The organism is Dactylosporangium sp. CA-139114, from assembly GCF_050955725.1.
Classification (GTDB): domain Bacteria; phylum Actinomycetota; class Actinomycetes; order Mycobacteriales; family Micromonosporaceae; genus Dactylosporangium.
Genome location: NZ_CP192080.1, coordinates 9517469 through 9536457 on the forward strand (window position 1 = coordinate 9517469; position 18989 = coordinate 9536457).

Here is an 18989-nt window from a genome sequence, read left to right on the forward strand (position 1 = left end):
GCACCCGGCCGACGTGCTTCGTTAGCGCTTCGAGTACTGAGGAGCCTTACGGGCCTTCTTCAGACCGTACTTCTTGCGCTCGGTGGCGCGGGCGTCCCGGGTCAGGAAGCCGGCCTTCTTGAGCGCGGGCCGGTCGTCCGGGTCGTTCTCGACCAGGGCGCGGGCGATCGCGAGGCGCAGGCCACCCGCCTGGCCGGTGGTGCCGCCGCCGCGCAGGTTGGCGAAGACGTCGAACGCCTCGGCCTTCTCCACGATCACGAGCGGCTCTTTCACCGACTGCTGGTGCACCTTGCTCGGGAAGTAGTTCTCGAGCTCACGGCCGTTGAGCAGGAACTTGCCGGTGCCGGGGACCAGGCGGACCCGGACGATGGCCTCCTTGCGGCGACCGACGGTCTGGATCGGCTGGCCGGCGCGGCGCGCGCGGGTCGGCGCCGCCGTGGCCGTGGCGGCCGGGGCGGCGGGGGTCTCGACGGTCGCGACAGCGGCCGGCGTCGGGGCGGCGGTGGTCTCGTCGGTCACGCTCAGTCCTTCGTCCGCGCTCACTGCGCGATCTGCTTGATCTCGAACGGCTGGGGCAGCTGAGCGGCGTGCGGGTGCTCGGACCCCGCGTACACCTTCAGCTTGTGGATCTGGCGCGCGCCCAGACGGTTGTGCGGGAGCATGCCCTTGACGGCCAGCTCGATCGCCCGCTCGGGGTTCTTGGTGAGCAGCTCCTCGTAGCCGACCCGCTTCAGACCACCCGGGTAGCCCGAGTGGCGGTAGGCCACCTTCGTCTGCCGCTTGTTGCCGGTCAGCGCCACCTTGCCGGCGTTGATCACGATGACGAAGTCGCCGGTGTCCACGTGCGGGGCGAACGTCGGCTTGTGCTTGCCGCGCAGCAGCGTCGCAGCGTGCGTGGCGAGGCGGCCGAGCACAACGTCGGTGGCGTCGATGACGTGCCACACGCGCTCGATCTCGCCCGGCTTCGGGCTGTACGTACCCACAGGTCTACCTTGTCTTCCACGTCGTCGGTTCTGGGGTGCGTCTCGATGACGGCGCTGAACCGAATCAGTCCGGGCGCACGATCATCCAGCGTACCCGAACGGTGGGAACGCCTTGTCATCGCACAACAGCAATCCACGATACTCGGCGCGCCCACCGGAGCCAAATCGGGGTGCTCGTGCCGGGCCCAGGCGGTGTTCATGGTGACCGGTCCCTGGTGACCGGCCACCACGCCCGCTCGCTACCGCTACACGCCGGCGAGCTTGCGCGGCGATCGGCGCAGGTAGACCAGCCAGGTGACGCCGAAGCACAGGGCGTAGAAGGCGATGAACGCGATGTACGCCCCGTCACCGGTCTTGTACGTCAGGAAGGACTCGCGGAAGGCGAGGTTCACGAGCACCCCGCCGGCCGCCCCGATCGCCCCGGCCACGCCGATGAGCGCGGTCGCCAGCCGGCGGGCCTCGCGCTCGTCGGCCGGGAACTTGGCCTTGAAGATCGCCGGGATCATCTTGTACGTCGAGCCGTTGCCGAGGCCGCTGAAGATGAACAGGAACACGAACCCGGTCACGAACAGCGGCAGCGAGTGCAGGCGCGAGGCGAGCAGGACGGTGGCCGCGCCGAGCGCCATGGCCACGAAGTTCCAGAAGGTGATCAGCGCACCGCCGAAGCGGTCGGCCAGCATCCCCCCGACCGGGCGGATGAGCGAGCCGAGCAGCGGCCCGAGGAAGGTGAGGTAGGCCGCCTTCACCGGGGTGTCGAAGTCGGCCTTGAACTGCACCTGGAGCACCTGCCCGAAGGCGAACCCGAAGCCGATGAAGGAACCGAACGTCCCGATGTAGAGCAGGGACATGATCCAGGCGTGGCCGTCCTTGATCACGTCGCGCATCGCCCGCCGGTCGTTCGAGGCGTGCGTCAGGTTGTCCATGTAGATCGCGGCCAGCGCCGCGGCGATGACGATCAGCGGCAGGTAGATCAGCACGATGAGCCGCGGGTGGGCCGCCCCGGCGGTGGCGAGCACGAGCAGCCCGACGAGCTGCACCGCGGCCACCCCGATGTTGCCGCCGCCGGCGTTGACGCCCAGCGCCCAGCCCTTCAGGCGCTGCGGGTAGAAGGCGTTGATGTTGGCCATCGAGGACGCGAAGTTGCCGCCGCCGACGCCGGCCACGGAGGCCGCGACGAGCAGCACAGGGAACGAGACGCCCGGCTCGAGGATGATGCCCGCGAAGATCGTCGGCACCAGGAGCAGCAGGGCGCTGAAGATCGTCCAGTTGCGCCCGCCGAACGTGGCCACGGCGAAGGTGTACGGCAGCCGCAGAACGGCCCCGACCAGCGTCGGCGCGCTCGTGAGCAGGAACTTCTGCGCGGGGTCGAGCCCATACCTGGGGCCCAGGAAGAGCACGAAGACCGACCACAGGCTCCAGATCGAGAAGCCGATGTGCTCGGAAAGGATGGAGACGATCAGGTTGCGCCGGGCGATCCTCGCGCCGGTCCGCGCCCAGAACTCGGGGTCCTCGGGGTGCCACTCGTCGATCCACCGGCCGCGGCGCGGCTCGGGCTGAGACTGCGGTTTGTCCACGGCAAGAGTCATGGCCGTGGATGCTAGGACCGCCCTGTTTCAGGTGGCGGCCTCTTTCCCTGACGGCGGCGGATCTGCCCTTGTGAGCGATCCGCCGCCGTCCGGAAACCGTTGCTAGGCCTTCTTGAACGTCCAGGTGCCGGTGTCGTCGGCACCGGCGGGCGGCGAGAGCTTCAGGGTGCCGCTGCCGCACTCGTACTGGCTCTTCTTGAGGATCGGCTGGGCGTCCACGGCCCCGCCGGTGTTGGCGGTGCCCGTCCCGGCGAACTCGGAGATCGAGACCTTGTCGGCCACGCGCTGGGCGACGGGCGCGGTGAGGTCCACGGTCACCGTGAGCGTGCTGAAGTCCACGGGGCCGCTCGGCTCGAGCGTGCCGGTCGTGCCCGACGGGCTCTTGACCGCGCCGTTGACCTTGCCGCCGTAGGAGAAACTGCCCTTCACGTCGTTGCCGGAGACGGAGAACGTGAAGGTCACCGGCTGCATGGAGCCGAAGTCGACCTGCGCCTTGCCGCCGGAGTCGATCGTGAGCAGGGTGCCGCCGCCGCCCTGGAACGTGCCGCCCACCGGGCCGGAGAGCTTGCCGGTGATGTTGTCGGCCTTCCACGTGCCGACCAGGCACGACGCCACGCTGCCGGCGCCGCCGCCGGTCGTGCCACCGGTGTCGCCCGAGGCGCCGGCGGAGGCGCCGGCCGACGTGCCGGTGCCCGCGGCGCCCGAGGCTCCGGCCGAGGCCCCGGCCCCGGGTTGAGCCTTGTCGCCACCGCATCCGGTGAGCCCGATGCTGAGCACCGCAACGGCCGCGAGTGCGGCCTTGCCGGTCGTGCGCATCTGCTTCCTCCTCGTTGCTACATAGGGGTCGGTGGTTCTTTACCCAGCCGCGAACCGTCGCCACCCTACAGTGTGAAGATCTGGCACAACCGACGCCCAAAATCCGGGATTCCATCGATGTTTGTCGACAGTGATTCCGACACGGAACGGTAACGGCCCGATGTCGATGCGTGTGAGGCGCTCTTAGCAGGCGCGAAACATTCGGGACTTTGGAGCGAAACCGCCCACCGGCAGCCTTTGGGCCATGTCCGAAGCGGTCGACGCCTGCCGCCCCGCCCGCGAGCACCGCGGTCGCAGGGTTGTTACAGCACCGAAATGGCTGTGTCATGCCAGCGTTACCGGGGCGCACGAATGAAGAACTCAGGTTCGTCTATGCATGTCGTGGTCGTCGGGCACGGCATGGTCGGGCACCGGTTCGCCGAGGCGCTGACCGCTCGCGACCCCGGGCGCCGGTGGCGCATCACCGTGCTCGCCGAGGAGGGCCGCGGCGCCTACGACCGGGTGCGCCTGTCGGCGTACTTCGACGGGGTCACGGCCGACGAGCTGACCTACGACGTGCCCGAGGGGGTCGACGTCCGGCTCGGCGAGCCGGTGCTGTCGATCGACCGGGGCGCCCGGCGGGTGCGCACGGCCCGCGCGCAGTACCAGTACGACGCCCTGGTCCTGGCCACGGGCTCGTCCGCGTTCGTGCCGCCGATCACCGGGGTGGACCAGGCGGGCGTCTTCGTCTACCGCACCCTCGACGACCTCGAGGCCATCCGGGCCCACGCCCGCGGCCGCGAGGTCGGGGCGGTCATCGGCGGCGGCCTGCTCGGCCTGGAGGCGGCCAACGCGCTGCGCCTGCTCGGCCTGCGCACGCACGTGATCGAGTTCGCCCCGCGGCTGATGCCGATGCAGGTCGACGCGGCCGGCGGGGCGGTGCTGCGCCGCTACGTCGAGGACCTCGGCGTGCGCGTGCACCTCGGCGCCGGCACGACCGCGATCCGGCAGACCTCACCGAGCGGGCGGCTCAACCTGACGCTCTCCGACGGCGCCCACGTGCCGGCCGACCTCGTGGTGGTCGCGGCCGGCATCCGGCCCCGCGACGAGCTCGCCCGGGCCGCCGGACTGGCCACGGGCCCGCGCGGCGGGGTGCTCGTGGACTCCGCCTGCCGCACCGACGACCCCGCGATCTACGCGATCGGCGAGTGCGCCGCGGTCGACGGCAACTGCTACGGGCTCGTCGCGCCCGGGTACGCCATGGCCGAGGTGGTCGCCGACCGGCTCCTCGGCGGCTCGGCCGAGTTCCCCGGGGCCGACCTGTCGACCAAGCTCAAGCTGCTCGGCGTCGACGTCGCGAGCTTCGGCGACGCCCTGCCTTCCGAGGCGGGCGCCCGGGCGGACCTGCTCGACATCGTGTACCTCGACCCGGCGAACGGGCGCTACGCGAAGCTGGTGCTCTCCGACGACGCGCAGACGTTGCTGGGCGGCATCCTGGTCGGGGACGCGAGCGCGTACCCCACCCTGCGCGCCAGCGTCGGCGGCCCGCTGCCCGGGCACCCGCTCGCGCTGCTGGCCGGGGACGCGTCCGGCGACGTGGCACTGCCCGCCGAGGCGCAGGTGTGCAGCTGCAACGCGGTGACCCAGGGCCAGGTGGTCGCCGCGATCACCGAGGGCTGCACCGACGTCGGCGCGCTCAAGGAGTGCACGCGGGCCGGGACGAGCTGCGGGTCCTGCGTCCCGCTGCTGAAGAAGATCCTGTCCGCGCAGGGGGTCGTGGCTTCGAAGGCGTTGTGCGAGCACTTCGAGCACAGCCGCGCCGAGCTCTTCGACATCGTGCGGATCCGCGAGATCCGCACCTTCTCCCAGCTCATCGCCGAGCACGGGACCGGGCGCGGCTGCGACGTGTGCAAGCCGACGGTCGCCTCGATCCTCTCCTCGCTGCACAACGACTACGTCCTCGACGGGGAGCAGGCCTCGCTGCAGGACACCAACGACCACTTCCTGGCCAACATCCAGCGCAACGGCACCTACTCGGTGGTGCCGCGCATCCCCGGCGGGGAGATCACGCCCGAGAAGCTGATCGTGATCGGCGAGGTGGCCCGGGACTTCGAGCTGTATACGAAGATCACCGGCGGCCAGCGCATCGACCTGCTCGGGGCGCGGGTCGAGCAGCTGCCCGCGATCTGGGGCCGGCTGGTCGCGGCCGGGTTCGAGTCCGGGCACGCCTACGGCAAGGCGCTGCGCACCGTGAAGTCCTGCGTCGGGTCGACCTGGTGCCGGTACGGCGTGCAGGACTCGGTCGCGCTGGCGATCGAGCTCGAGCTGCGGTACCGCGGCCTGCGCGCCCCGCACAAGCTCAAGTCCGCGGTGTCCGGCTGCGCCCGCGAGTGCGCCGAGGCCCGGGGCAAGGACTTCGGCATCATCGCCACCGACCAGGGCTGGAACCTCTACGTCGGGGGCAACGGCGGCTTCCGGCCCCGCCACGCCGACCTGCTCGCGCCGGACCTGTCGACGCAGGAGCTGATCCGGGTCGTGGACCGGTTCCTCATGTTCTACATCCGCACCGCCGACCGGCTCCAGCGCACGGCGGCCTGGATCGAGGGGCTCGAGGGCGGCCTGGACTATCTGCGCTCGGTGATCGTCGAGGACTCCCTGGGCATCGCCGCGGAGCTCGACGCGCAGATGGCGCGGCACATCACGTCGTACGCCGACGAGTGGCGCGCGACGCTCGAGGACCCGCAGCGGCTGGCCCGGTTCGTGTCGTTCGTGAACGCGCCCGGCACGCCCGACCCGACGATCACCTTCGTGTCCGAACGCGGACAGCCCGTACCCGTCGCGCTGGGAGTGCGCCCATGAACTGGACCGCCGTGTGCCCGTACGTCCGCCTGGAGCCGGACCGCGGGGTGGCCGCGCTCGTCAGCGGGCAGCAGGTGGCGCTGTTCCGCGTGTTCGACGGCGGTCTCTACGCCATCGGCAACGTCGACCCGATCAGCGGCGCGGCCGTGCTCTCGCGCGGGATCGTCGGCAGCCGGGGCGATCGGGCCGTGGTCGCGTCGCCCATGCACAAGCAGTCGTTCGACCTCTCCACCGGCGAGTGCCTCGACGATCCGGGCATGCGGGTTCCGGTGTACTCCGTGCGCGTCAACGACGGCATGGTGGAGATCGGCGGTCTCGCATGAGCGCCGGCAGCCGGCTGGAGGCGCGGCCCGCGTCCGGCGAGGACCTGCCGCTCGCCGGGTTCACCGTGGCCGTGACCGCGGACCGGCGCCGCGACGAGCTGAGCGCGCTGCTGGAGCGGCGCGGGGCCCGGGTCGTGCTCGCCCCGGCGCTGCGGATCGTGCCGGTCGCGGACGACACCGAGCTCAAGGCGGCCACGGTCTCGTGCGTCGACGTGGCCCCCGACATCGTCATCGCCACCACGGGCATCGGCCTGCGCGGCTGGATCGAGGCCGCCGAGGGCTGGGGTCTCGGGGAGGCGCTGCGGACGCGGCTCAGCGAGGCGTACCTGATCGCGCGCGGCCCCAAGGCCAAGGGCGCCGTCCGCGCGGCCGGCATGCTGGAGGCCTGGTCCCCGGAGACCGAGAGCTGCGACGAGGTGCTCGACTACCTGACGCAGTCCTTCCCCGGCGGCATCGCGGGCCGGCGCATCGCCCTGCAGCTGCACGGCGAGCCCCACCCCGAGTTCACGTCCGCCCTGCGCGAGGCCGGCGCGATCGTCGTGGAGATTCCGGTGTACCGCTGGGCGCCTCCGGTCGACCCGGCCCCCCTTCGCCGCCTGGTCGACCTGACCTGCTCCCGCCTGGTCGACGCGGTGACGTTCACGTCGGCCCCGGCCGTGAGCTCGCTGCTGCGCGTGGCCGGCCCGGAGGCGCCGGACGTGCTGGAGGCGCTGCGCACCGACGTGCTCGCGGCGTGCGTGGGCCCGGTGACCGCCGCCCCGCTCCAACGCCTGGGCGTGCCGGTGGCGGCCCCGTCCCGGGCGCGCCTCGGCGCCCTCGTCCGCATCCTCGTGGACGAGCTGCCGAAGCGCTCCCCCACCCTGCACGTGGCGGGCGCCGCGGTGACCCTGCGCGGGCACGCCGCGATCATCGACGGCACCTTGAAGCCCTTGGCGCCCGGCCCCATGGCGGTCCTGCGCGCCCTGGCCGCCTCTCCGGGCCGTGTCCTGTCGCGGGCGGCCCTGCTGCGCGAGCTGCCTCGGGGCGCGGACGAGCACGCGGTGGAGATGGCGGTGGCGCGCCTGCGGGCGGCGCTGGGCGGCTCGGCCTTCGTCCAGACGGTGGTGAAGCGCGGCTACCGCCTCAGGGTCGACTGAGGCCCCCGCCCTCACCTCGTGCCGGTGGCGCCCGTTGCCTTCGCTACTGGAGGTAGTGCTCGACCTCGTCGACGGAGTGCGCCTCGACCTCGTCGGGCGAGACTCCCTGCAGCTTCGCCGCCCGCCGGCGGCGCAGCAGATCCCAGAGCTGGTCGAGCTGCTCTTCGAGCCCCCGCAGCCGGTCGTGCTCCTCCTGCTCGGAGATCTTCCCGGCCTGCAGCTGCGTGCGGAGCTTGTGCTCCTCGTCGACCAGGGTCGAGATCTGGTGGATCAACGTCTTCTCGTCCATGGGTTGCATCATCCACCACGCATCGCGAAGTTCTCGCCCCCGTGCCTGTCTCGCTCTCCACACCACCCACGCCACCCGGTCACCCGGCGCATCAGCGCAGGGTCAGCGACGACCAGCCGAAGTGGTCGATCGGGCCGGTGCCGCGGCCCAGGCGCCAGTCCGCGGCGTCGCCGATGGCCCGGCCCACGAAGCCCTTCGCCCACGACACGGCCGCGTCCGCCTCGTCGCCGATCGCCAGGCGCGCGGCCACCGCCGTCGCGAAGGTCGCCCCGCTGCCGTCGGTGTTGCGGCTCGCGATGCGCGGGCTGTGCAGGACGCGCGCCTCGCCGTCCGACCAGACGACGTCGATCGCATCCCCGCCGGCCGCGAAGTCGCCGCCCGTGATGACCACGCAGCGCGGGCCGAGGGCGGAGAGCTGGGACGCGGCCGTGGCCATGTCGGTCGGGGTGAAGACGTCCCAGCCGAGCAGGGCCGAGGCCTCCTCACGGTTCGGGGTGAGGACGCTGGCGTGGGGCAGCAGCCGCTCGTACGCCGCGACCAGCCCCCGCCGCGAGCCCGACGCCGCGGTGAGGACCGGGTCGACGACGAGGTTCGGCAGGGCGCCCGTCCGCGCGCGGGCCGCGATCGCCACCGCCGTCTCCGGGGTCGGCAGGATGCCGGTCTTCACCGCGGCCACGGGCAGGTCCTCCAGCACGCAGCCGAGCTGCGCGGTGACGACGTTCGTGGGCTGCGGGAAGAGGCCGGTGACGTCGCGCGTGTTGCGCGAGATCACCGCGGTCACCACCGAGGCGCCGTGCATCCGCAGCGCGGCCAGGGTCCGCAGGTCGGCCTGCAGGCCCGAGCCGCCGGACGAGTCGGACGCCCCGATGGTGAGGACAACAGTCGGCTCCACGGGCGATAGGTGACCACGGAGCGTGACGCGCGGACCGCACAAGCAGTCCGTCAGGAGCGGCCCTCCCAGACCGGCTCGGGGACCTCCACGACCTCGCCGTCGGCGCGGAAGAGGACGTAGCGATCGAAGGAACGACTGAACCAGCGGTCGTGCGTGACCGCGATCACGGTGCCGTCGAAGCTGCGCAGCCCCTCCTCCAACGCCTCCGCGCTGGCCAGGTCCAGGTTGTCGGTCGGCTCGTCGAGCAGCAGCAGCGTCGCCCCGGACAGTTCGAGCAGCAGCACCAGAAACCGGGCCTGCTGACCGCCGGAGAGGGTGCCGAAGCGCTGGTCGGCCTGGGCCGCGAGCTCGTAGCGCCCGAGCGCGGGCATCGCCTGCGGCCGCGGCAGGCCGGCGCGCCAGTCGTCGCCGCGCCACAGGATCTCGGCGAGGGTCTTGTCCAGCAGCTCCGGGCGGTCGTGCGTCTGCGAGAAGTGGCCCGGCCGCACCCGCGCGCCGAGGCGCACCCGGCCGCCGTGGGCCACGGGGGCGAGCTCGGCTACGCCTGGTCCGGCTCGATGGGGCTCCGCGCCGATCGACCCGGACCAGGCGCCGATCTGAGGACCGTCGGGGTCGGTGCCGCCGCGGGCCAGCAGCCGCAGGAAGTGCGACTTGCCGGTGCCGTTGCCGCCGAGGACGGCCACGCGGTCGCCGTACCAGATCTCCAGGTCGAACGGGTAGGTCAGCCCGTCGAGCTCCAGCTGCTCGCACATGACGGCGCGTTTGGCCGTACGACCCCCGGAAAGACGCATGCGAATGTCCTGCTCCTTCGGGGGTGCCGGCGGCGGCCCGGCCTCCTCGAACTTGCGCAGGCGGGTCTGGGCGGCCTGCAGGCGCGAGGCGAGCCCGTCGTTGTAGGCGGCCTTGGTGCGGTACATCAGCACGAGCGCCTTGAGCTTCTCGTGCTCCTCGTCCCAGCGCCGCCGCTGCTCCTCCAGGCGCTCGTGGCGCGCGCCGCGGGCCTCGTGCCAGGACGCGAACCCGCCGGGGTGCACCCATGCGGAGCCGCCCTCGACCGCGACCACGCGATCCGCGGACCGGGCCAGCAGCTCACGGTCGTGCGAGACATAGAGCACGCTCTTCGGGGATTCGCGGAGCCGCTCTTCCAGCCACCGTTTCCCCGGCACGTCCAGGAAGTTGTCGGGCTCGTCCAGCAGCAGCACCTCGTCCTCGCCGCGCAGCAGCAGCTCGAGCGCGAACCGCTTCTGCTGCCCGCCCGACAGCGTGCGCACCGGCCGGTCCCGCGTGGCATCCCACGGCAGGCCCAGCGCCGCGACGCTCACGGTGTCGAAGAGCACCTCCGCGTCGTACCCGCCCGCCTCGCCCCACGCCGTCAGCGCATTCGCGTATCTGAGCTGCGACTTCTCGGTCCCGTCGGCGAGCGCCCGCTCGGCCAGGGCCAGCCGGCGCCCGACCTCGCTCAGGCGCGGCGGCGCCAGCTGCAGCGCCAGGTCGGACAGCGTCCGATCGTCGCCGATCATGCCGATGAACTGGCGCATCACGCCCAGCCCGCCCGAGCGCGCGACGGCGCCCTCGTGCACCGGCAGGTCGCCGGCGACCATCTTCAGCAGGGTCGTCTTGCCGGCCCCGTTGGGCCCGACGAGCGCCACCTTCGCGCCCTCGCCGACCCGGAACGAGACCTCGGAGAAGAGCTCACGACCGTCCGGCAGCGTGTGCCCGACCCCTGCGACGTCCACATATCCCACGTCTGAAGAGCTTCATCGGCGACCGTACGTCACGAAAGCGGTTTTCCGACCCGCAGCACCCGGAACCCTTTGTCGGTCGCGTGGCGCTCGGCCGTGAAACCCTGCTCGACGAGCCAGCGCTGCAGCGAGTCGCCGCCCAGGTTCTTGGCCACGACCAGCCACGCGACGCCGTCCGGGGCGAGCCGGGGCAGCCACCGCAGCAGCAGCGCGTGCAGCTCGGCCTTGCCGATGCGGATCGGCGGGTTGGACCAGATCTGCGCGAAGCTGACAGTCTCCGGCACCTCGTCGGGCAGCGCCGCGACGATGCGCCGCCCGCCCGCGTTCTCGCGCACCAGGTCCAACGCGCGCTGATTCACGTCGATCGCGTAGACCGTCGCGCGGGGCGCGGCGGTGGCGAGCACGATCGAGATCGGGCCATATCCGCAGCCCAGGTCCAGCAGCGCGCCCTCCGTGTCCGGCTCCGGCGGCGGCGCCTCGGCCAGCAGCACCGCGGTGCCCCGGTCCAGCCCGCTCCACGAGAACACCCCGGACGCCGAGGCCAGGCGAAACTCCTGGTCAAGGGCCTCGAACACGACCTCGTGACGCTCGTGCGCGACCGCCGGGTCGGCCGAGAAGTAGTGCTCGCCTGACAACATGCCCTCCATCGCCCGCGTTCCGCAACGCATTGTCCACGCGCAGGTGACCGGCGGTTTGCGCGGCCACCCGTTCGGATTGTGCGCAACATCGCCGACAAGCCACCGCGCGGCGGCGTCGGCTACCCTGTGCGACATGACTTCTCGGGACGAGCAGCGCCGGAAGCGGCGATCCGACTCGTTCCGCCGGGACGAGGCGGACGAAGCCGACAACTGGCTGGCCGGTCTGCGCGGCAGCGGACGCGGCGAACCCGACCCCTTCGCGGGGCCGCCCGACCCCTTCGACCGCCCCGGCCCACCCGAACGCCCCGGCCCGCCCGACCGCCCCGGCCCACCCGAACGCCCTGGCCCACCCGAACGCCCTGGCCCGCCCGACCGCCCCGGCTCCTTCGACTTCGATCGCCCCGACCCGATGGACCGCTCCGGTTCCTTCGAGCGCCCGGGTCGCATGGAGCGCTCGGGCACGGGCGAGCGCGCCTCCTCCTTCGAGCGCCCCGAGCGGATGGAGCGCTCCGGCACCGGCGAGCGCGCCGCCGACTTCGACCGCCCCGGGCGCATGGAGCGCTCGGGCACGGGTGAGCGCGCCGTCGACTTCGACCGCACGACGGCCATCCGCCGCCCCGGCGCCGACTCCCGCCCCGGCGACCCGCGCGGAGACTCCCGCACGGGCGACATTCGTGAGCCGCGGACCGGGGACGCCCGGCGCGGCCGCCGCTCGCGGGACGACGACTCCCCCAGCGGGGTCTTCGGCTCCCCCAGCGGCGTGTTCGGCCCCGGCTCGCTCCCGCCGGCCCCGCCGCCGAGCCGTCCGGCCAACGTCGAGGGCTGGTCGACGCCGGGCGCCTCCGCGCCGCCCGCGGGTCGCCGCCGGGCCGCCGACGACGACTCCCCGGGCGGCGTCTACGGACGCCCGGCCGCGCCTCCGGCCCGTCCCCCGCTGGACCAGCAGCTTCCCGGCGCCGGGCTCGACGAGCCGCGCGGGGGGCGCCGGCGGGCGCGGGACGAGGAGGATGTGCGCGCCTCGGAGTCATACGATCACGGTCCGCGGCTGACCCCGATCATCAAGCCGCTCGCCGAGCTGAGCGCGGCCAGCCCCCCGGCCGACCCGCCTCCGCTGGTGCCGATCTTCCCGAACATGCGCCCGGACGCGTCGCCCACGAGCGGCGCCGCCCGCCGGGCCCGCCGCGCCGCCGAGGAGCAGCGCGCCTACGCGGCCGACCCGCGCACCAGCGACTTCACCCCGCGCACGAGCGACTCCGGCCCGCGCACCAGCGACGTCGGCCCGCGCACCGGCGACTTCGGCCCCCGGACGGACGACTTCGGCCCGCGCACCGGAGACTTCGGCCCCCGGACGGGCGATCCTGGCCCGCGCACCGGCGACTTCACGCCGCGGACCAGCGACTTCGGCCCTCGCACGAGTGACGTCGGCCCGCGCACCGGCGACCTCGGCAGCCGCACCGGCGAGGTCAACGGTGGCGGGCGCCGCCGGGCCGCCGATGAGCCCCGCACGGGTGACGTGGGCGGGCGCCGTCGCGCGGCCGAGCCCGAGCCTCGCAACGGCTTCGGAGACCCTGGCGACGAGGCGAACGGCGGCCGGGGCGCGCTCTACACCGGCGAGACGACGATGTTCCGCCCCGGCGACGACACGGGCGCCCGCCGCCGGCGCGACGGTGCCGACGGGCCCCGCAACGGCTCCGCGCGCACGTACGGCGCCCCGGTCACCGACCCGCCCGCGCGCGGCTTCGACGAAGACGGGCCGCGCAGCGGCGCGCCCTACGCCGGCGAGACCACGATGTTCCGCCCGGGCGAGGACCCGCGCGGGCGTCGGGGGCGCCCGGCCTACGACGACGACCTCGAAAGCACCGGGCGCCGCGCCCGCGCCGCGTTCGAGTCGGCGGCCCCACCCGAGACCGGGCGCCGCGACGAGACCGGGCGCCGCGACGACAGCGGGGTGCGGCGGCGCGACGAGGCCATGCGGCGCCGGCCCGCCTACGACGAGCCTCCGCAGCAGCGCCGCGCACCCGACGACGACCTGGGCCACGACCGCTACGACGAGCCCTCCGGCGTGCGCCGGGGCCGCGGCGGGCGGGGCACCGGGGAGTACACGGGCGAATACACCACCGGGGGCACCAAGCGGGCCCTGCGCGAGCCGCCCCGCCGCCCCGACCGCGGGGACCCGCCGGAGCGCATCGACCGGCTGGACCGCCCGCGCGCCGTCATCGACCCGGTGCGCCCGGTCCCGCGGCCGCACCGATGGGTCGCGCTGCTCAGCGCGATCGCGGTCGTCGTCGTGCTCGGCGCGTGCGGCGTGGGCACCTGGTTCATCTTCAAGGACGAGAAGAACGGGCCGGAGTCGGCCAAGTCCGGCCAGTCGTCGGCGCCGAAGAAGCGCGACATCAGCAGCCGCGACGTGGACCCGAAGGCGCTCACCGAGGCCGAGGTGTTCCCGAGCAACAACATCGTGGCGGTGCCGGACGAGGCGCCCTACGTGATCCTGGCGACGAAGGCGTCCAACGACTGCAAGGTGGCCGCGACCGAGGAGCTGGCGACACTGCTCGCGGGGGCGGGGTGCTCGCAGGTCGTGCGGGCGACGATGAAGTCGCCGAATCAGGAGTACCTCATCACGGCCGGCATCTTCAACGTGACCAGCGAGGAGGTCGCGGCCAAGACCTTCGACGGGATCAAGCCCATCGTCGACGGCCAGAAGGGCCGGTTCGCGGGCATGAGCGTGGGCGCGGGCACCGGCACCGACGCGCTCGTGCGGGCGCCGACGCAGCTCGGGTGGAACTACAAGGGGCACTTCATCACGTACTGCGTGATCGCCCGCGTCGACGGCAACAACTTCACCCAGGGCGACCCTTATCCGAACCAGATCACGTACGACATCGTCGAGACGTACCTGGACAACGGGATCATCGAGAACCGCTCGGTCATCCAGCCCGAGGCGACCCCGGCCGCGTCCCTGCCCGGCTCGGCCCCGCCGAGCTGATCGCCCCTGCGATGCGTCGCGGCGCGCAGCGCCCGGCTTGCCGCCCGCAAACCGTCACAGGTCGCGGCGCCGCCGAGTCAGCTCAGCCCGCGCGCTCAACGCCGCCGCATCCGCCGGATACGTCACCTCCACGAGCGTGAGCCCATGCGCCGGCGCCACCACCACCTCGTCGGCCCGCGCCGTCCGCGTCAGCAGCGAACCCGGCCACGATGCCGCCCGCCGCCCGTCCCCCGCCACCAGCTGCGCCCCCACGAGGCTGCGGACCATCGACCAGCAGAACGCGTCCGCCGCCACGGTGGCCACCACGGTGCCGTCGGCGTCGCGGCGCCACTCCATCCGCGACACCGCCCGGATCGTGCTCGCGTGCTCCTTGCGCCGGCAGAACGCGGCGAAGTCGTGCTCGCCCACCAGCCCCGCCGCCGCCTCGTTCAGCAGCGCCAGGTCGAGCGGGCGCGGCCAGGCGAGCGTGTCGCGGCGGCGCAGGGGCTCGGCGCCGAAGGGGGCATCCGTGACGCGGTACTCGTACCGGCGCGCCAGCGCCGAGAAGCGCGCGTCGAACTCGGGCGGCACCGCGGCCGCGGCGAGCACGCGTACATCGGGCGGGAGGAGCCCGGCCAGCTTGCGCACGAGGGCGGACTCGAGCGCCGCCCAGCGCACTTGCGCCACGTCGACGTGGCACACCTGCCCGGTCGCGTGCACGCCGGCGTCCGTGCGCCCCGCCACCGTCAGGCCGGTGACCGAGCCGAACAGGCGCTCCAGGACGGCGAGCAGCTCGCCCGCCACCGTTCGGCGGCCCGGCTGCAGGGCCCAGCCGGAGAAGTCGGTCCCGTCGTAGGAGACGTCCAGGCGGATGCGCACGCTCATGCGGTACAACTCCCAAAAGAAAGCCCGGCACCCCCGAAAGGGTGCCGGGCCGACGAACCTCGACCGGTGATCAGGCCTTGGTCTCTTCGTCCTTCGCCTCGGCGGCGTCCTCGTCCGCGGAGGAGGTCGCCGGGGCCGGGGTCTCGTCCGCGTCCTCGCCGGCGAGCACCGCGATCGAGTCGGCCTTGGCGGCCTTCCGAGCGGTCGTGCGCGGCGCCTTGGGGGCGGCCACCTCGAGCTCCTCGACCAGCTCGATGATCGCCATCGGAGCAGCGTCGCCCTTGCGGGGGCCCGTCTTCACGATGCGGGTGTAGCCACCCGGACGGTTGCTGAACCGCGGCGCGATCTGGTCGAACAGCGCGAACACCACGTCCTTGTCCCGCACCACGGAGAGCGCTTGACGGCGCGCGTGCAGGTCGCCGCGCTTGGCCTTGGTGATGAGCTGCTCGGCGAGCGGGCGCAGCCGCTTGGCCTTCGTCTCGGTCGTCGTGATGCGACCGTGCTTGAACAGCGACGTGGCGAGATTCGCCAGCATCAGCCGCTCGTGCGCGGGGCTGCCGCCGAGGCGGGGACCTCTGGTGGGCGTGGGCATTGTCAGGGCTCCTCTAATACAGCGGCTGAACTACAGCTGCTCGGTCTCGCGGTAGTCGTCGGCGTCGTAGTCCACCTCGGCGAAGGAGTCCACGACGTGGGCCGGGTCGAACGTCGGGGCGGAGTCCTTCAGACCCAGACCCATCCCGGCGAGCTTCATCTTGACCTCGTCGATCGACTTCTGACCGAAATTCCTTATATCGAGGAGGTCGGCTTCCGTGCGGCTGATCAGCTCACCGACGGAGTTGATGCCCTCGCGCTTGAGGCAGTTGTACGAGCGGACGGTGAGGTCCAGCTCCTCGATCGGCAGCGCCAGGTCGGCCGCGAGCTGCGCGTCCTGCGGCGACGGGCCGATGTCGATGCCCTCGGCGCTCTCGTCCAGCTCGCGCGCGAGGCCGAACAGCTCCACCAGCGTCGAGCCGGCCGAGGCCAGCGCGGTGCGCGGGGTCAGCGACGCCTTGGTCTCGACGTCGATGATGAGCCGGTCGAAGTCGGTGCGCTGCTCGACACGGGTCGCCTCGACGCGGTACGTCACCTTGAGCACCGGCGAGTAGATCGAGTCGACCGGGATGCGCCCGATCTCCTGGCCCTGCTGCTTGTTCTGGTTGGCCGTGACGTAGCCGCGGCCCCGCTCGACGGTGAGCTCCATGTCGAGGCGGCCCTTGCCGTTGAGCGTGGCCAGCTTGAGGTCGGGGTTGTGCACGGAGACGCCGGCCGGGGGCTGGATGTCGCCCGCGGTGACGTCGCCGGGGCCCTGCTTGCGCAGGTACATCGAGACCGGCTCGTCGAGCTCGGAGCTGACGCACAGCTCCTTGATGTTCATGACGAGCTCGACCACGTCCTCCTTGACGCCGGGGATCGTGGTGAACTCGTGCAGCACGCCGTCGATCTTGATGCTCGTCACGGCCGCGCCCGGGATCGAGCTGAGCAGGGTGCGCCGCAGCGAGTTGCCGAGGGTGTACCCGAAGCCCGGCTCGAGGGGCTCGATGGTGAACTTGGACCGGACCTCGCTGATCGACTCTTCCGCGAGGCTGGGCCGCTGGGAGATGAGCACTTTCTGTTCCTCCAGTTCGTTGCGCGCCCGCTATATGACGCGCTCCGGATCGGAGGGGCCGTGAGGCCCCTCCGACTGTCCTGCTACTTGCTGTAGAGCTCGACGATGAGCTGCTCCTGGACCTGGGTATCGATGACCTGCCGGGCCGGCAGGCTGTGCACCAGGACCTTGAACTCGCTCGGGATGAACTCGAGCCACGCCGGGACGGTCTTGCTGCCCGCGAGGCCCTGCGCGACCTGGAAGGGGGTGAGCTCCCGCGACTTCTCCCGCACCTGCACGATGTCGTGCTCACGCAGGCGGTACGACGGGATGTCCACCTTCCGGCCGTTGACCACGATGTGGCCGTGCTTGACGAGCTGGCGAGCCATGTCGCGCGACGACGCCAGGCCGGCGCGGTACACGACGTTGTCGAGCCGCGACTCGAGGATGCGCAGCAGCTCCTCACCGGTCTTGCCCGGCTTGGCCACGGCCTCCTCGTAGTAGCCGGCGAACTGCCGCTCCAGCACGCCGTAGATGCGGCGGGCCTTCTGCTTCTCGCGCAGCTGCAGGAGGTACTCGGTCTCCTTCGGCCGGCCGCGGCCGTGCTGGCCGGGCGGGAAGGGACGCGACTCGAACGGGCACTTCGGCCCGTCGCACTTGCTGCCCTTGAGGAACAGCTTCATCTTCTCGCGCCGGCAACGGCGGCAGTCGGCACCTGTGTAGCGAGCCATGTTCTTCTCTTCCCTTAGACCCGGCGGCGCTTCGGCGGACGGCAACCGTTGTGCGGCTGCGGCGTGACGTCAGAGATCTGCCCGACCTCCAGGCCCACGGCCTGCAGGGAACGGATCGCGGTCTCCCGGCCGGAGCCGGGGCCCTTCACGAAGACGTCGACCTTGCGCATGCCGTGCTCCATCGCGCGACGCGCGGCGGCCTCGGCCGCCAGCTGCGCGGCGAACGGGGTCGACTTGCGCGAGCCCTTGAAACCCACCTGGCCGGCGGAGGCCCAGGAGATCACAGCACCGGTCGGATCGGTGATCGACACGATGGTGTTGTTGAACGTGCTCTTGATGTGCGCCTGCCCGTGGGCGACGTTCTTGCGTTCCTTGCGCCGGACCTTCTTGACAGCGGCCCCACCGGCGCGAGCCTTCGGCGGCATTCTCTATGCGCTCCTAGATACGTTTCTGATCGGACCGGTGGTTACTTCTTGCCCGGCTTCTTCTTGCCGGCGACCGTGCGCTTCGGGCCCTTACGGGTGCGCGCGTTGGTCCGGGTGCGCTGACCGCGCACGGGCAGGCCCTTGCGGTGCCGGATGCCCTCGTAGCAACCGATCTCAACCTTGCGGCGGATGTCCGCGGCGACCTCGCGGCGAAGGTCACCCTCAACCTTGTAGTTGGCCTCGATGTAGTCGCGCAGCTGCACGACCTCTTCATCGGTCAGGTCCCGGGCCCGCTTGTTCGGGTCGATGCCGGTGGCGGCCAGGGTCTCAACGGCGCGGGTACGCCCGATGCCGTAGATGTAGGTGAGTGCGATCTCGGTGCGCTTGTCGCGCGGGAGATCGACACCGACGAGACGTGCCATAAGTGGGCGTGCTCCTCAAGTGTGCGGAGGTCTGTGCCCGCTCCGCTCCCGTCTGCCCACAGACGGGCCCTGGCCTCCGACCAGGGGTGCAGCCCCACGCACGCCACGCCGTTGCCGGCGGGCCGCCCGAGGCTGGAACGGGCTGTTACTCAGAAAAGCGGGTGCCGGGGACTCAGCCCTGGCGCTGCTTGTGGCGCGGGTCAGTGCTGCAGATGACCATGACCCGGCCATGCCGCCGGATGACCCGGCAGTTGTTGCAGATCCGCTTGACGCTCGGCTTGACCTTCACGGTTTGCCTAACTCTCGCTGCGTGCGCGCTCATGGCGAGCGGGCACGACAGAACCCGACCGTTACCTGGGTACCGACACCGATTACTTGTAGCGGTAGACGATGCGCCCGCGAGTGAGGTCGTAGGGCGAGAGCTCCACGACGACACGGTCCTCGGGCAGGATGCGGATGTAGTGCTGTCGCATCTTGCCGCTGATGTGCGCCAAGACCTTGTGGCCGTTGGCGAGCTCCACCCGGAACATCGCGTTCGGCAGTGGCTCGATCACTCGGCCCTCGATCTCGATGGCCCCGTCTTTCTTCGGCATGTCCTCCGCTACCTGACATCGGGTCGGTTGGTCGACGCTCGCATCCTTTTCTCGAGGTCAGGAGACCCCGAGCCAGCCGCGGCTCCGGTCATGCCACTAGA

General features: G+C 72.1%; 20 protein-coding genes. 4 read left to right on the forward strand and 16 right to left on the reverse strand.

Going from position 1 to position 18989, the window contains the following annotated elements; translation table 11 throughout:
• Nucleotides 1-21: 21 nt before the first annotated feature.
• The 4 genes from rpsI to ACQP2P_RS42700 all read right to left on the reverse strand — a co-directional run bounded on the left by rpsI (nucleotide 22) and on the right by ACQP2P_RS42700 (nucleotide 3385).
• Nucleotides 22-519 (reverse strand): 30S ribosomal protein S9, encoded by a 498-nt coding sequence (rpsI, locus tag ACQP2P_RS42685; protein WP_433080762.1) that lies wholly within the window; start codon nucleotides 517-519, stop codon nucleotides 22-24.
• Between the two features lie 20 nt (nucleotides 520-539).
• A complete protein-coding gene (gene rplM, locus ACQP2P_RS42690; RefSeq protein WP_350611902.1) occupies nucleotides 540-983 on the reverse strand; it encodes a 50S ribosomal protein L13 in 444 nt (147 codons plus the stop codon).
• Between the two features lie 245 nt (nucleotides 984-1228).
• Nucleotides 1229-2569 (reverse strand): nitrate/nitrite transporter, encoded by a 1341-nt coding sequence (locus ACQP2P_RS42695; RefSeq protein ID WP_433610930.1) that lies wholly within the window; start codon nucleotides 2567-2569, stop codon nucleotides 1229-1231.
• 102 nt (nucleotides 2570-2671) lie between these two features.
• The gene (locus ACQP2P_RS42700; protein ID WP_433610932.1) at nucleotides 2672-3385 is read right to left on the reverse strand and encodes a hypothetical protein; all 714 of its coding nucleotides are present in this window, start codon (nucleotides 3383-3385) and stop codon (nucleotides 2672-2674) included.
• 372 nt (nucleotides 3386-3757) lie between these two features.
• Between ACQP2P_RS42700 and nirB the strand changes: the two genes are divergently transcribed.
• Genes nirB through ACQP2P_RS42715 form a run of 3 tightly spaced genes read left to right on the forward strand, consistent with a single transcriptional unit; the run spans nucleotide 3758 to nucleotide 7682 of the window.
• A complete protein-coding gene (gene nirB, locus ACQP2P_RS42705; RefSeq protein ID WP_433610934.1) occupies nucleotides 3758-6223 on the forward strand; it encodes a nitrite reductase large subunit NirB in 2466 nt (821 codons plus the stop codon).
• On the forward strand, nucleotides 6220-6546 hold the full coding sequence (nirD, locus tag ACQP2P_RS42710; RefSeq protein ID WP_433610936.1) for a nitrite reductase small subunit NirD: 327 nt from the start codon (nucleotides 6220-6222) through the stop codon (nucleotides 6544-6546). The genes nirB and nirD overlap by 4 nt, the downstream gene beginning before the upstream one ends.
• Nucleotides 6543-7682: a uroporphyrinogen-III synthase gene (locus ACQP2P_RS42715; RefSeq protein ID WP_433610938.1), complete on the forward strand. Its 1140-nt coding sequence runs from the start codon at nucleotides 6543-6545 to the stop codon at nucleotides 7680-7682. The genes nirD and ACQP2P_RS42715 overlap by 4 nt, the downstream gene beginning before the upstream one ends.
• Nucleotides 7683-7725: 43 nt before the next feature.
• Here ACQP2P_RS42715 and ACQP2P_RS42720 read toward each other — a convergent pair whose 3' ends face one another.
• The 4 genes from ACQP2P_RS42720 to ACQP2P_RS42735 form a co-directional block, all read right to left on the reverse strand.
• Nucleotides 7726-7971, reverse strand: a complete 246-nt coding sequence (locus ACQP2P_RS42720) for a DUF2630 family protein (protein ID WP_433610940.1) — start codon at nucleotides 7969-7971, stop codon at nucleotides 7726-7728.
• 91 nt (nucleotides 7972-8062) lie between these two features.
• Nucleotides 8063-8863: a bifunctional hydroxymethylpyrimidine kinase/phosphomethylpyrimidine kinase gene (gene thiD, locus ACQP2P_RS42725; protein WP_433610942.1), complete on the reverse strand. Its 801-nt coding sequence runs from the start codon at nucleotides 8861-8863 to the stop codon at nucleotides 8063-8065.
• 50 nt (nucleotides 8864-8913) lie between these two features.
• The gene (locus ACQP2P_RS42730; protein ID WP_433610944.1) at nucleotides 8914-10608 is read right to left on the reverse strand and encodes an ABC-F family ATP-binding cassette domain-containing protein; all 1695 of its coding nucleotides are present in this window, start codon (nucleotides 10606-10608) and stop codon (nucleotides 8914-8916) included.
• 29 nt (nucleotides 10609-10637) lie between these two features.
• Nucleotides 10638-11240, reverse strand: a complete 603-nt coding sequence (locus tag ACQP2P_RS42735; protein ID WP_433619513.1) for a class I SAM-dependent methyltransferase — start codon at nucleotides 11238-11240, stop codon at nucleotides 10638-10640.
• Nucleotides 11241-11376: 136 nt separating this feature from the next.
• On the opposite strand from ACQP2P_RS42735, the gene ACQP2P_RS42740 reads away from it, so the two are divergent.
• Entirely contained in the window at nucleotides 11377-14229 is a 2853-nt protein-coding gene (locus tag ACQP2P_RS42740; protein WP_433610946.1) for a hypothetical protein, read from the forward strand.
• 54 nt (nucleotides 14230-14283) lie between these two features.
• Here the strand turns inward: ACQP2P_RS42740 and truA are convergent, their stop codons facing one another.
• The 8 genes from truA to infA form a co-directional block, all read right to left on the reverse strand.
• Nucleotides 14284-15093, reverse strand: a complete 810-nt coding sequence (gene truA, locus ACQP2P_RS42745; protein WP_433610948.1) for a tRNA pseudouridine(38-40) synthase TruA — start codon at nucleotides 15091-15093, stop codon at nucleotides 14284-14286.
• A gap of 70 nt (nucleotides 15094-15163) precedes the next feature.
• Entirely contained in the window at nucleotides 15164-15685 is a 522-nt protein-coding gene (gene rplQ, locus ACQP2P_RS42750; protein WP_433610950.1) for a 50S ribosomal protein L17, read from the reverse strand.
• Nucleotides 15686-15715: 30 nt separating this feature from the next.
• Nucleotides 15716-16738: a DNA-directed RNA polymerase subunit alpha gene (locus ACQP2P_RS42755; RefSeq protein ID WP_433610952.1), complete on the reverse strand. Its 1023-nt coding sequence runs from the start codon at nucleotides 16736-16738 to the stop codon at nucleotides 15716-15718.
• Nucleotides 16739-16821: 83 nt separating this feature from the next.
• Nucleotides 16822-17448, reverse strand: coding sequence for a 30S ribosomal protein S4 (rpsD, locus tag ACQP2P_RS42760; RefSeq protein WP_350611889.1), 627 nt, complete (start codon nucleotides 17446-17448; stop codon nucleotides 16822-16824).
• A 14-nt stretch (nucleotides 17449-17462) separates the two neighbouring features.
• Entirely contained in the window at nucleotides 17463-17873 is a 411-nt protein-coding gene (rpsK, locus tag ACQP2P_RS42765; protein WP_223099064.1) for a 30S ribosomal protein S11, read from the reverse strand.
• 41 nt (nucleotides 17874-17914) lie between these two features.
• Nucleotides 17915-18295 (reverse strand): 30S ribosomal protein S13, encoded by a 381-nt coding sequence (rpsM, locus tag ACQP2P_RS42770; RefSeq protein ID WP_433080790.1) that lies wholly within the window; start codon nucleotides 18293-18295, stop codon nucleotides 17915-17917.
• 172 nt (nucleotides 18296-18467) lie between these two features.
• A complete protein-coding gene (rpmJ, locus tag ACQP2P_RS42775; protein WP_014440745.1) occupies nucleotides 18468-18584 on the reverse strand; it encodes a 50S ribosomal protein L36 in 117 nt (38 codons plus the stop codon).
• A gap of 82 nt (nucleotides 18585-18666) precedes the next feature.
• The gene (gene infA / locus ACQP2P_RS42780; protein ID WP_007073013.1) at nucleotides 18667-18888 is read right to left on the reverse strand and encodes a translation initiation factor IF-1; all 222 of its coding nucleotides are present in this window, start codon (nucleotides 18886-18888) and stop codon (nucleotides 18667-18669) included.
• Between the last annotated feature and the right edge of the window lie 101 nt (nucleotides 18889-18989).